This is a genomic window from Kitasatospora sp. NPDC058184, assembly GCF_042883725.1.
Taxonomy (GTDB): Bacteria; Actinomycetota; Actinomycetes; order Streptomycetales; family Streptomycetaceae; genus Kitasatospora.
Genome location: NZ_JBHVVE010000019.1, coordinates 116831 through 129238, shown reverse-complemented (window position 1 = coordinate 129238; position 12408 = coordinate 116831). Strand labels below are relative to the sequence as shown.

Annotated in this window: 13 protein-coding genes; 5 read left to right on the top strand and 8 right to left on the bottom strand. The window is 74.4% G+C overall.

The features are described 5' to 3' along the window. Nucleotides 1–192 precede the first annotated feature (192 nt). The 4 genes from ACFVXH_RS30390 (at nt 193) to ACFVXH_RS30375 (ending at nt 3589) form a co-directional block, all read left to right on the top strand. Nucleotides 193–585 (top strand): DUF302 domain-containing protein, encoded by a 393-nt coding sequence (locus ACFVXH_RS30390; RefSeq protein WP_049657537.1) that lies wholly within the window; start codon nt 193–195, stop codon nt 583–585. A 10-nt stretch (nt 586–595) separates the two neighbouring features. Then, nucleotides 596–1438, top strand: a complete 843-nt coding sequence (locus tag ACFVXH_RS30385; protein WP_074003118.1) for a universal stress protein — start codon at nt 596–598, stop codon at nt 1436–1438. Nucleotides 1439–1549: 111 nt separating this feature from the next. Next, entirely contained in the window at nt 1550–2326 is a 777-nt protein-coding gene (locus ACFVXH_RS30380; RefSeq protein ID WP_380664104.1) for an NAD(P)-binding domain-containing protein, read from the top strand. Nucleotides 2327–2488: 162 nt separating this feature from the next. Next, nucleotides 2489–3589 (top strand): branched-chain amino acid aminotransferase, encoded by a 1101-nt coding sequence (locus ACFVXH_RS30375; protein ID WP_049652417.1) that lies wholly within the window; start codon nt 2489–2491, stop codon nt 3587–3589. 104 nt (nt 3590–3693) lie between these two features. Here the strand turns inward: ACFVXH_RS30375 and ACFVXH_RS30370 are convergent, their stop codons facing one another. The 8 genes from ACFVXH_RS30370 to ACFVXH_RS30335 all read right to left on the bottom strand — a co-directional run bounded on the left by ACFVXH_RS30370 (nt 3694) and on the right by ACFVXH_RS30335 (nt 11477). Next, on the bottom strand, nt 3694–5274 hold the full coding sequence (locus tag ACFVXH_RS30370; RefSeq protein WP_387828965.1) for a long-chain fatty acid--CoA ligase: 1581 nt from the start codon (nt 5272–5274) through the stop codon (nt 3694–3696). Between the two features lie 23 nt (nt 5275–5297). Beyond that, a complete protein-coding gene (locus ACFVXH_RS30365) occupies nt 5298–6239 on the bottom strand; it encodes an alpha/beta fold hydrolase (RefSeq protein ID WP_387828963.1) in 942 nt (313 codons plus the stop codon). Beyond that, nucleotides 6236–7195, bottom strand: coding sequence for a 3-oxoacyl-ACP synthase III family protein (locus ACFVXH_RS30360; RefSeq protein ID WP_117485579.1), 960 nt, complete (start codon nt 7193–7195; stop codon nt 6236–6238). The genes ACFVXH_RS30365 and ACFVXH_RS30360 overlap by 4 nt, the downstream gene beginning before the upstream one ends. After that, nucleotides 7192–8004, bottom strand: a complete 813-nt coding sequence (gene fabI, locus ACFVXH_RS30355; RefSeq protein ID WP_387828961.1) for an enoyl-ACP reductase FabI — start codon at nt 8002–8004, stop codon at nt 7192–7194. The genes ACFVXH_RS30360 and fabI overlap by 4 nt, the downstream gene beginning before the upstream one ends. Then, nucleotides 8004–9254 (bottom strand): beta-ketoacyl-[acyl-carrier-protein] synthase family protein, encoded by a 1251-nt coding sequence (locus ACFVXH_RS30350; RefSeq protein WP_387828959.1) that lies wholly within the window; start codon nt 9252–9254, stop codon nt 8004–8006. Before ACFVXH_RS30350 ends, fabI begins: the two co-directional genes overlap by 1 nt. Next, on the bottom strand, nt 9251–9505 hold the full coding sequence (locus ACFVXH_RS30345) for an acyl carrier protein (RefSeq protein ID WP_049652425.1): 255 nt from the start codon (nt 9503–9505) through the stop codon (nt 9251–9253). Before ACFVXH_RS30345 ends, ACFVXH_RS30350 begins: the two co-directional genes overlap by 4 nt. Before the next feature lie 85 nt (nt 9506–9590). Then, a complete protein-coding gene (locus tag ACFVXH_RS30340) occupies nt 9591–10709 on the bottom strand; it encodes a radical SAM protein (RefSeq protein WP_380742755.1) in 1119 nt (372 codons plus the stop codon). A gap of 48 nt (nt 10710–10757) precedes the next feature. After that, complete coding sequence (locus ACFVXH_RS30335) at nt 10758–11477, bottom strand: Phenylacetic acid catabolic protein (protein ID WP_181970378.1); 720 nt, start codon at nt 11475–11477, stop codon at nt 10758–10760. A 398-nt stretch (nt 11478–11875) separates the two neighbouring features. On the opposite strand from ACFVXH_RS30335, the gene ACFVXH_RS30330 reads away from it, so the two are divergent. Next, on the top strand, nt 11876–12334 hold the full coding sequence (locus ACFVXH_RS30330; protein ID WP_117485585.1) for a PaaI family thioesterase: 459 nt from the start codon (nt 11876–11878) through the stop codon (nt 12332–12334). Nucleotides 12335–12408 lie beyond the last annotated feature (74 nt).

Below are 12408 nucleotides of genomic sequence, written 5' to 3'. Positions count from 1 at the left end.
CTCGGCGGCGTCCGCCTGACGGACCGTGCGCGGGCCCGGCGGTCCTGCCGACCCGCGCCGCCACCGCCCGGCGGTCCTCGCCGTACGTCACCACCGGCACCGCCGCGGCTCGGCCCCGGGAGGCGGCGGGCGCGGCGTCCGCCGATACTGGGGCCGCGACCTCCCAGGCCACCCGACACCCCCGGAGGAACCATGGACTACGGTCTCGGCGTACGGCTCGACCGGCCGTTCGCGCAGGCGGTGGAGGCGGTCACCGCCGCGCTCAAGGAGCAGGGCTTCGGCGTACTGACCACCATCGATGTCCGGGCGACGCTGCGCGAGAAGATCGGCGCGGAGGTCGAGGACTACCTGATCCTCGGCGCCTGCAACCCCGCCCTCGCCCACCGCGCGCTCCAGGCCGACCGCCGGATCGGGCTGCTGCTGCCCTGCAACGTGGTGGTCCGGACGGACGGCGACGCCACGGTGGTGGAGGCCGTCGACCCGCAGACGATGGTCGCCCTGGCCGGGTCCGGGGGCGGGCTGGGCGAGGTCGCGGACGAGGCGGCGCGGCGGCTGAACGCCGCCCTGGACACGCTGCGCGGATGAGGAGCAGACCATGACCGCACCCGTCGTCGCCGGATTCGACGGCTCGCCCGAGAGCCTCGCCGCCACCGAGTGGGCCGCCCGGGAGGCGCGGCGCCGCGGCTGCCCGCTGGACCTCCTGGAGGCCTGGCCCTGGCCGCACCGGGACGTGGTCGGCAGCGAGGAGACGTACCGCGACGCCCTGGACCGGCTGGAGCTGCGGGCGCGGGAGCTGCGCCCGCTGGCCGGCGACGGGCCGGTCACCTCGGCGATCGTTCCGACCGACCCGGCCGAGGCGCTGGAGGCCGTCGGCAAGTCGGCCGCCCTGCTCGTCCTGGGCTCGCGCGGGCTGGGCGCGGTGCGCGGCTTCCTGGTCGGCTCGGTGAGCCAGGAGGTGCTGCGCCGGGCGGGCTGCCCGGTGGTGCTGGTCCGGGCCGAGGCGGAGGAGTCGGAGGGCCCGGTGCTGGTGGGCCTGGACCTCGCCCATCCGATGGACGACGTGCTGGCCTTCGCCTTCGACGCGGCCGCCCGGCGCCGGGCTCCGCTGCGGGTGGTGCACGTCTGGTCGCCGCCGGTCTCCAGCCAGTACACGGCACTCGAGGCCGTCGGCGGGCTGGGCGAACTCGCCTCCGTCGACCGGGCCCGGTTCGCCGAGCAGGTGACCCCCTGGCGGGAGCGCCACCCCGAGGTGTCGGTGACCGCCGACCTGATCCAGGGAAGCGCCTCCGTCGCCCTGGTGGACGCGGCGGCCGGGGCCCGGCTGCTCGTCGTCGGCCGCCGCGTCCGCCGCACCCTCCTCGGCGCCCACCTCGGCCCGGTCGCCCACGCCGCGATCCACCACGTCCGGTGCCCGGTCGCCCTCGTCCCGCACGGCTGACCGGGGCCCCTGGCCACCGGGTGCCGCGGCGGTCAGACTGATGCGGAGAAGATCGCGACGGGCATGACAAGGTGCTCCGTCCGACCATCACCAACGACGGAGGCAGTCACCGTGCAGCGCATCGGCATCATCGGAGTGGGCGAGATCGGCCGGGCCATCGTGATGGGCCTGCGCCACGGGGAGGAGCCCGGGCCGGAGGTCCTGCTCTCCCCGCGGGGCGCCCGCACCGCCGCCGAGCTGGCCGAACGCTACGAGGGCGTGCGGGTGTGCGCCGACAACCAGGAGGTGGTGGACGGCTCCGACCTGGTGATCGTCGCCCTGCGCCGCCAGGACTGGCGGGCGGCCCTGGCCGGGCTGGTCGTCCCCGACGACCGGGTCGTGGTCAACGTGATCCCGGGCGTCGCCTCCGAGGAGCTGCGCCGGGTGCTGGCCACCGGCGCCGCGCTGACCCACGCGATCCCGCTGCCCACCGTCCGGGAGCGCCGCTGCCTCACCGTCGTCCAGCCCTCCCACCCGGACGCGGACGCCCTGTTCGAGCTGTTGGGCGGGGCGCTGCCGGTCGCGGACGAGGCGGCCCTCAACGTCCTGTCCGCGGTCACCTCGACCCAGACCACCCACTACGCGTTCCTCGCCACGCTCGTCTCCTGGGCCACCGACCAGGGCATCCCCGCGGCGGACGCCGACCGCTTCGTCCGCGGCCTCTACCAGGACGTCGGCCGCTCCCTGGCCGACGGGACGCGGTCGCTGGAGCGGCTCGCGGCCGAGCACGAGACCCCGGGCGGGAGCAACGAGCGGGTGCGCACCACCTGGTTCGACCAGGCCAACTCCGGGGCCCTGCGCGGCACCCTGGACGGCCTGGTCGGCGACCTCCACGGCGGCCACCGGTAGGACGGGAATTCCGGAGCCGCGGGCTCCGGAGAGGGCGACGGTTCCGGACCCGACCGGACCGCGCCGTATCACGTCCGGCTGACGACCGTTAGCATGACGGGTATGACGCCGGTCGTTGGCGTCGGTTCGCACAGAATCCACAGCGGTGTTGAGGAGTTGACGATGAGTCGCGCTTTCCCTCTGTCCCGGACGACCGGTCCCGTTTCCGAGGAGGAGCGACGCACAATCCTCGCCGCGCCGGGCTTCGGCAAGTTCTTCACCGACCACATGGCCTCGGCCACCTGGACGCCCGCCGAGGGCTGGCACGACCACAAGGTCACCGCGCTGGCGCCGTACTCGCTGCACCCGAGCGCCGCCGTGCTGCACTACGCCCAGGAGATCTTCGAGGGGCTGAAGGCCTACCGGCACGCCGACGGCAGCGTCTGGCTGTTCCGCCCGGAGTTCAACGCCCGCCGCTTCGCCCGCTCCGCCGAGCGGCTCGCCCTGCCGGTGCTGCCGGAGGAGGACTTCCTCACCAGCGTCGAGGAGCTGGTCCGCGCCGACGAGGCGTGGGTGCCCAGCTCCCCGGACGAGAAGAGCCTCTACCTGCGGCCGTTCATGTTCGCCTCGGAGGCCTTCCTAGGGGTCCGGCCCGCCGAGCAGATCGCCTACTCGGTCATCGCCAGCCCGGCCGGTCCGTACTTCGCGGGCGGGGTCACCGGCATCACGCTCTGGGTGAGCAGCAACTACACCCGCGCCGGGCGGGGCGGCACCGGCGCCGCCAAGTGCGGCGGCAACTACGCCTCCAGCCTGGCCGCGCAGATCGAGTCCCGGAAGAACGGCTGTGACCAGGTGCTGTTCCTGGACGACACCGGCGGCGAGGGGGACCTGGAGGAGTCCGGCACGATGAACCTGTGCCTGGTCACCTCGGCCGGCGAGCTGGTCACCCCCGCCCTCGGCAACATCCTCGACGGGGTGACCAGGGACTCGATCCTGTCCCTGGCGGGCGAGTTCGGGCTGACCCCGGTGGAGCGCCCGATCACCCTCTCCGAGCTGCGCTCCGGTGCCGCCGACGGCACGGTCACCGAGGTGTTCGCCGCCGGGACGGCCGCGGTGGTCACCCCGATCGTCGGCTTCAAGGGCGAGTCCAAGGGCGAGGGCTACGCGTTCACCATCGGCACCGGCACGCCCGGCAAGCAGACCCTCGCGATCCGCGAGCACATGCTGGACATCCAGTACGGGCGCGCCGAGGACGTCCACGGCTGGATGCGCCGGGTGGTCTGACCTCCCGGTGGGCGGCCCCGACCGGGCCGCCCACCCCGCCGGGGCCGCTCGGTCCGGCGGGACCGACCAGCCAAGGCAGGACCGGTCAGCCGAGCCGGGCCCGCTCAGCTCCCGGGCCGGCCCGGCTCGGCGGCCGGCACCACGACCTCGCGCTTGAGGATCTTCCCGGTCGGCCCCTTGGGCAGCGCGTCGACCGTCCACACCAGCCGCGGGTACTTGTACGGGGCCACCCGCTCCCGGACGAAGCCGCGGATCTCCTCCGGGGTCGCCGCGGCGCCCTCGCGCAGCACCACGGCGGCGGCCACCTCCTGGCCGTGGGTGGGGTGGGGGACGCCGATCACCGTGGCCTCGGCCACCGCCGGGTGCTCGTACAGCACGTCCTCCACCTCCCTCGGGTAGACGTTGAAGCCGCCGCGGATGATGACGTCCTTGCGGCGGTCGACGATCCGGAAGTCGCCCCGCTCGTCGCGGGTGCCGAGGTCCCCGGTGTGCAGCCAGCCGTCCCGGACGGTCCGCGCGGTGGTGTCCGGGCGGCCCCAGTAGCCCTTCATCACGTTGTGGCCCCGGATCACCACCTCGCCGACCGTGCCGTCCGGCACCTCCCGGCCGGACTCGTCGACGATCCGCATCCGCACCCCCTCGACCGGGATGCCGATGGTGCCCGCGGTCCGCTCCCGGTCGCTGCGGTTGGCACAGGCCAGCGGCGAGGACTCGGACAGCCCGTAGCCCTCCAGCACCACGCAGCCGAAGTCGGTCTCGAAGCCGCGCAGCACCTCCGGCGGCATCGGCGCGCCGCCGCCCAGGCCCACCCGCAGCGAGGAGACGTCGTGCCCGGCGCGTCGCGGGTGGGTCAGCATCAGGGTGTACATGGTCGGCACGCCGAGGAAGACGCTCACCCGGTCGCGCTGGATCACCGCGAGGGCGGCCAGCGGGTCGAAGCGCCGCACCAGGGTCAGGCAGGCCCCGACGGCCACCGCGCAGTTGAGGCCGATCACCTGGCCGAAGGAGTGGAACAGCGGCAGCCCGCCGAAGATCACGTCCCGTTCGACCAGGCCCAGCACCTGGACCCCGGCCCGCACGTTGCACACGATGTTGCGGTGGGTCAGCTCGGCGCCCTTGGGCGCCCCGGTGGTGCCGGAGGTGTAGAGGATGACCGCGGTGTCCTCTCCCCCGCGGCCCCCGGCGGCGGTCGGCGGGTGGGCCGGCTGCTCCGCGAGCGCCGCCGCCAGGGCGGCCGGCTCGACGGCGACCAGCCGGGTGCCGGTGCGCCGCGCGCCCTCGGCCGCCTCCTCGTCGCCCGTATGCCAGGCGAGCAGCACGGCGGGCCGGGCGTCGCCGAGGCAGTGCTCGATCTCCCGGGCCTTCAGCAGCGGGTTCATCGGGACGACCACCGCCCCGGCGCGCAGGATGCCGTAGTACAGCACCGCGAACTCCGGCACGTTGGGCAGCAGGACAGCCACCCGGTCGCCGGGCGCGACGCCGAGCGCGGCCAGCCAGTGCGCGGCCCGGGCGCTGCGCGCCTCCAGGTCGGCGAAGCTCAGCACCTCCTCGTCGAGCCGCAGGACGGGGTGGGCCGGGCAGCGCGCGGCGGTCGCGGTGAGCAGGTCGGGGATGCCGTGCGGAAGGCCGGGGGCGCCGGGCGGCAGGTCGGCGCTGCGGTCGGACGGGGCGGGGACGACGGACATGCGGGCACTCCTCGGTCTGGTCCCTATACGGTCGGGCGGACGCCGCCGTGCGGAGCCGTGTCCGCCCCGGCTTCGGCGGGCGTGGCACCGCCCGCGGCCTCGGCGGCGGCGAGCATCCACGGGGCGATCCGCTCCACCAGGCCCCGGTTGTGCCGGATCCAGCGGAAGTGGTCCAGCGCCCGGCCGTCCGCCTGCTCGGCGGTGTAGCTCCAGCGCTCCACCCGGGCCGAGGGCAGCTTGGCGCACAGGTGGTCGACGGCCCGCGGCGGGGCGAGCTCGTCGCCCTGCACGTCCACCGCCAGCACCGGCAGGTCGACCCGGGCCAGCGCCCGTTCGTAGTCGGTGACCGCGCCGCGCACCCGGTAGCGGCCGGTGCGCATCTGCCGCGCCCAGTCCCGCATCAGCCGGGGCGACTCCCGGCCGCCGAAGCCGAACCGCTCGCCCGGCCAGTGGCCGACCACGGCCGAGGCGACGATCGAGAACTGGCTCAGCGCCAGCCGCCGCAGGCCCGCCCGTACGCCGAAGGTCCGGTACCAGGCCGATCCGCTGGCCACCAGCACCGCGCCGGCCAGCCGGGGCCGGAACACCCCGCAGTGCACCAGGCCCAGCTGCCCGCCCAGGCTGTGCCCGAGCAGCAGGCGCGGCGCGCCCGGGAAGGCCCCGGCCACCGCGTCGAGCACCGCCCCGAAGTCCTGTTCCACCAGCTCGCGGAAGCCGAAGGCGACCCCGTGCCGGGGCACCGGCCGGCTCTCGCCGTGGCCGCGCAGGTCGCAGGTGGCCACGCTGAGGCCGGCCGCGTGCAGGGCGCGGACCAGCGGGGTGTAGTGCCGGGCGGCCGTCCCCATCGCCGGCAGGACGACCACCACCGGGGCGGCCGGCTCCGGCCGGGCCAGCGCCCGGACGGTGATCCGGGCCCCGTCCGGCGCGGCGATCTCGGCGATCACGGGGAACCGGGGGGTCTTCACTCCGCCGCCTCCCCGCCGGCGCCGGGCCGCCAGCCGATCACCCCGGCGCCCCAGGTGATGCCCGCGCCGAACGCGGCCAGGCCGAGCAGCTTCGGGCCGTCCAGCAGGCCCTCCTCGCGGGCGTGGGTCAGGCCCAGCGGGATCGAGGCCGCCGAGGTGTTGGCGACCCGGTGGACGTTCAGGTAGAGCCGCTCCGGGGGCAGTCCGACCTCCTTGCCGACCGCGCGCACGATCCGGGCGTTGGCCTGGTGGGCGACGAACAGGTCGAGGTCCTCGCAGGTCAGGCCGCGCCGGGTGAGCACCTCCCGGGTGGCCTCCGACATCTTCTCCACCGCGTGGTCGAACACCTCCCGGCCGTCCATCCGCAGCTTGCGGTCGTCCCGGTCGGCGTAGAGCAGCGGGATCTGCTCGCCGTCGCTGCCGAGCGAGAAGCACGGGTCGGGGGCGCCGGGCACGTCGGCGACCACGGCGGCGCCGGCGCCGTCGGCGAGCAGCACCGCGGTGCCGCGGTCCTCGTGGTCGGTGATCCGGGTCAGCGCGTCGGCGCCGCAGACCAGCACCGCCCCGGCCCGGCCGGTCTCGATCAGCGCGGCGGCGTGGTCCAGGCCGTAGACGAACCCGGCGCAGGCCGCGTGCAGGTCGAAGGCGGTGGCCTGCGGCATGCCGAGCCGGGCGGCGACCTCCACCGACACCCCGGGGGTGACCCGGTCGGGGGTGATGGTGGCGACCACGACGTGCCGGATGCTCGCCGCGGTGCGCCCGGAGCTGCGCAGCGCCTGTTCGGCGGCGGCCACCACGAGGTCGGCGAGCCGGCCGTCCGGCGGGAGGAAGCGGCGCTCCTCGATGCCGGTCCGTTTGACGATCCACTCCGGGGAGGCGCCGATCCGCTCGAAGTAGGCGTTGGGGACGACGCGTTCGGGCAGGGCGGCGCCCACCCCGACGATGGCGGGCGTCATGCCGCGCCTCCTTCCGCGAAGGCCGGTCCGGTGCCCATCCGGACGGCGTGCATCCCGCCGTCGGCGTGCAGGATCTCCCCGCTGACGGTGGCGGCGAGGTCGGAGAGCAGGAACAGCACCGGTCCGACCACCACGGCGGGGTCGGTGCGGTCCCAGCCGAGCGGGGCCTCGGCCTGCCAGCGGTCGGCGATCCGGTCGAAGGTGCTGATCGCCTGCCCGGCGACGGTCTCCACCGGGCCGGCCGCCACCAGGTTGACCCGGACACCGGAAGGGCCGAGGTACATCGCCAGGTACCGGCAGACCGCGCCGAGCGCCGCCTTGCTGACGCCCATCCAGTCGTAGCCGGCCCAGGCGCCGCTGGCGTCGAAGTCCAGTCCGACGACGCTGCCGCGCCGCCCGTCCGCGCTGAGCAGCGGGGCGAGCGCGGTGGCCAGCGAGTGCAGGGAGACGGCGGCGGTGCGCAGCGCGAGGCCGGCGGCCTCCGGCGGGGTGGTGAGGAAGTTGCCGCTCAGCGCCGTCTGCTGGGCGGCGGCGACGGCGTGCAGCACGCCGTCGACCCCGCCCCAGCGCTGCTCCAGCTCCTTGGCCAGCCCGGCGAAGTCCTCGGGCCGGGTGACGTCCAGTTCCAGCACCTCGACGGGGCGGGGCAGGACGTCCGCGGCCAGTTCGGTGATCCGCCGGGCCCGGCCGAAGCCGGTGAGCAGGACCTCGGCGCCCGCTTCCTGGAGCGCCCTGGCGGTGTGCCAGGCGATGGAGTCCTCGTTGAGCACCCCGGTGATCAGATAGCGGCGTCCGTGGAAGCCGAGCATCACTCCTGGCCTTTCGTCGTACCGGTCGTACCGGGTGCGTCGGCCGCCGCCAGCACCAGGGCCGCGTTGTGTCCGCCGAACCCGAAGGAGGTGGAGAGCCCGGCCCGCCGGCCGCCGGGCAGGGCGGGGGCGGCGAGCGGGGTGGCGTGGCGGATCAGGTTGAGCGGGCCGAGCTTCTCGTCGGGCTCGCGCAGCCCGACGGTGGGCGGGGCGGTGGCGTGGCGCAGCGCCTGCAGGGTGGCGATGGCCTCCACCGCGCCGGCCGCGCCGAAGAGGTGGCCGGTGCAGGACTTGGTGGAGGAGAGCGGGACGGCGTCCAGGGCCGGTCCGAGCGCCAGGCGCAGCGCCTCGCACTCGGACGAGTCGTTGAGGACGGTCCCGGTGCCGTGGGCGTTGAGGTAGCCGAGCTGCCCGGGGGCGACGCCGGCCGCTTCGAGCGCCAGGGTGACGGCGCGGGCCGCGGGCCCGCCGGTCGGGCCCGGGGCGGTCAGGTGGTGGGCGTCGCAGGTGGAGCCGTAGCCGAGCACCTCGCCGAGCACGGTGGCGCCGCGGGCGGCGGCGCCGGCCTCGGTCTCCAAGACCAGGATTCCGGCGCCCTCCCCGATCAGCAGGCCGTCCCGGTCGCGGTCGAAGGGCACCGAGCGGCCGCTCTCGGAGAGCGCCCCGGCGGTGCGGAAGGCGGCCCGCACCAGCTCGGAGGTGGAGGCCTCGGCGCCGCCGACCACCACGGCGTCGGCGGCTCCGGCGGCGAGCAGCAGCAGGGCGGTGCCGATCGCCTGGGTGGCGCTGCTGCACGCCGAGGCCAGGCAGAGCGCCTCGCCCCGCAGGCCGTGGCGCTGGGCGATCTGCGAGGCCGCGGCGTTGGCCATCATGGCGGGCACCATGAGCGGGGAGACGAACTCCGCGCCCTGCTGCCGGAGCACCTCGGCCTGGGTCTCGAAGCTCGCCGTCCCGCCGAGCGCGCAGCCCACCACGCAGGCGACCCGCTCGGCGGGGTAGGGCGGCGGGCCGTCCGTCCATCCCGCCTGGGCCAGGGCCTCGGCGGCGGCCACGAGCGCGAGCTGGGTGAAGCGGTCGGTGCGGCGGATCTGCTGGCGCGACAGGTGGTCGGCGGGCCGGAAGTCCCGGCACAGTCCGAGCCCGTCGGCGAGCCCGCTCTCGCCGGCCACCGCCCGCCGGTGCAGCTCGTCGGCGCCCACGCCCAGCGGGGTCACCGCGCCCAGGCCCGTGACGACGGCCCGGGGCCTCACTCCAGCCCGGCCTTCCGGCGGCACAGGTCGAGCACCTCGCCGACGGTGTACAGCTGGTCGAAGTCCTTGGGCTTCACCGGGATGCCCAGCTGCTTGCGGATGGACTGGCTGAGCTCGACCATGTCGAGCGAGTCGATCTCCAGCTCGTCAAGGGCGGCGTCGTCGACGATGCCCTCGCGTTCGACGCCGAGGTCGACGAGGGCGTCGACGACGAAGTTCTCGATGGCGGTGCGGTCCAGTGTGTCGGGCATGGCTCTCCTCGTCCGCGCGGGGCGGCGGTGGCGGTGCGGGGGACGTACGGGCGGTGCCGTACGGGCGGCGGGCAGGGGCGCGGGCTCAGAGCGCCGGGCCGGCCTTGCTGGCGTGGTACGGCGCCCAGTGCCACTGCTGCCAGTAGCTCTCGGCGATGTCCAGCCACTGCTCCAGCCGGGCGGCGTCGTCCAGGAAGCGGTTGGCGCTGACCACCAGCCAGCTGTAGACGGCCTGGCTGTCCCGGCAGCCGCCGCAGTCGCCGGAGGTGCAGCAGAACTGGAGCGACTCGTAGTCGGCGCCCCAGACGTTGAAGCCGGGGATGACCGGGTTGCCGTTGGCGACGCGGTCCTCGTGCTCGGGGGCGTCGACGCTGAGGCTGGGGCAGACGTCGTAGCCGAACCGGCCGCCCCAGTGCGTCCGGCCGGTGACCAGGGTCCGGATGAAGTACGGGTGGCTCACCACCGCCTGCGGGTACAGGTCCTTGACCCGCTGCGCCTCGTCCAGCACCCGCTGCTCGTTGGCGATCTTCAGCGGGGTCTCGGTGCCGTGCTCGCTGTAGAAGTTGAAGGTGACGATGTTGCCGTTCTCGGCGATCTTCCGCACGGTGGGCTCGATGTGCTCGACCCCGGCCTCGGAGAGCGCGTAGATGAACAGCACCCGCTGGTCGTCGCGGTAGTGCTTGAGCGCGGTGTCGAACAGGCCGGTGAACTTGGAGCCGTTGACCCGGATCGCGCGCAGGTCGTCGTCGAGCGGGCCGCCGCCGAAGATGCTGACCGCGATGGCGATCTTCTCGAAGCCCTGCTTGGGCATCGGGCGCAGGCCGTTGGTGGAGATGGTGATGTACGGCAGCTGTTCGACGAAGGCCTCGACCCGGCGCGGGACGAGGGTGGGCTCGCCGCCGATCAGGGTGGCCTGGTTGACGCCGTCGTCCGCCAGCTTGCGGGCGAAGGCCCGGATGCGGTCCAGGTCGGACAGCTCCTTGACGGCCGTGTCGAAGCCGCCCTCGAAGTACCAGCAGCCCTTGCAGCGGATGTTGCAGGTGTTGGTGAGGTGGACCTCGCAGGAGCGGACCTCGCGCCCCAGCCGGCGCAGCCGGTGCAGGCGTTCGGCCAGGTCGGGCCGGTCGGCGATGAGTTCGGCGGTGCGCGCCTTGGCCTCGCGTCGGCTCAGCGGGCGTTGTTCGATGGTGACGGGTGTTGCCATGGCGATGGGCTCCTCGGGAGTGGCGGGATCGGCGTGCTGCTGTTCCCGCTACTCCGGGAGGCGCAGACCCAGGTTCTTGATGCGCGGGGTGACCTTCTCCCGCCACAGGTCGCAGGCCTCGCCGTTGGTGGTCTGCCGCAGGCCGAAGCGGACGGCCAGCCTGGCGCGCTCGGAGCGCGGGCTGCCGAAGATCCGGATGAACGTCGGCCACAGCCGGTCCAGGGCCTGCTGGAGCTGCTCGCGGCCGTCGTCGGTGGCGGCGAGGTTGCGGCACACCCGGGCGCCGTGGGCGATGTGCACCTTCTCGTCGAGGATGATCGTGCGCACCGCGTCGGCCCAGGGCCGGTAGCTGCTCTGCGCGAACTCGGAGATCATCACCATCGCGGTCTCCTCGCCGATGTAGGAGAAGATCCCGCGCTCGGCCCAGGTGGTGCAGGTGTGGAACTCCTGGGCGCGGAACAGGTTCCGATCGGCCAGGGTCTGCTTCTCCATGTAGGTGGTGTCCACGCCGACCTCCGCGAGGACCCGCTTGCCGATCTTGTAGTGGTCGTACTCCTCGGCGGCGCGCTCGGCGCAGACCTGCCGCTCCTCCGCGTCGGGGGCCAGCGGCAGGAAGACCTGCACGTAGTCGTCGCCGCCGGAGAGCTCCCCCTCGGTGTTGACCACCATGCCGCGGATGGCGATCTCCCGGTACTCCTCCGGCATCGCCAGGAACTCGTCGGGAGTACGGACCACCACCGCCTCGTCGTCCAGAATGGAAATACCCATGGCGCAACACCCCGTCTCTGAAGCAGGACTCTGAAGCAGGACATGGTCGGGCATGAACGGGTGGGGGCCCGTTTTCCACCGAGGCCCCTGACGACCACAAGGAAAATGACGCCGCCCCCCAGCGGCCGGCGGAGTTCCGCATCGGCTCCGCTGAACTTCCTCGGAGAGTAGGTGCTGCATTTTGGGCCGAACAAGGTCCCTTACGAATCGTGCCGAGCGGATTCGGCCACCGGACGGCACCGGAGCGGCCGGTTCCGGCCGCCACGACACCGCCAGGACATGCGCAATTATCATGGCCGCAACGGATCTTGGCGGTTGACCACGGCAAACGAAGCTGGCCGGAAGCGGGCCTGGACCGCCCCGGGCGCACCACCGGGCAGACGGTTACGCTGAGCCCTATGACCACCGACTCGAACACGGCGGTCGCCACCGTCGACGTCCTCCTGGGCCCCGATCAGCTCAATGACCTGATCACCGGCCAGTTCCCCGACTACGCCGCCTGCCGGGTGACCGGGGTGGACGGCCGGACCCTCACCATGGCCGTGGACGGCGACCGGCTGCGCACCCGCCCGGGCGGCACCATCTCGGGCCCGGAGCAGGCCGGCCTGTGCGACCTGGCCGCGTTCCTCCTGATCAACGCCCGGCTCGGGCCCACCCTGATGGCGCTGACCAGTTCGCTGCAGATCAGCTTCCTCAACCGGCCGCGGCCCGGGGCGCTGCGCGTGCACGCCAGGACGGCCAAGTTCGGGCGCCGGCTGTGCGTGGTGCTGGCCGAACTGCTGGACGCCGACGACGTCCTGGTGGCCAGCGCCACGCTGACCTACGCGATCCCGCCGGCCCGCCCCGAGACGGCCTGACGGCCCCCTCCCCTCCGCTCTCCGCGCCACGGCCCCCTCCCCTCCGCTCCCCGCGCCACGGCTTCGCCCCGCCG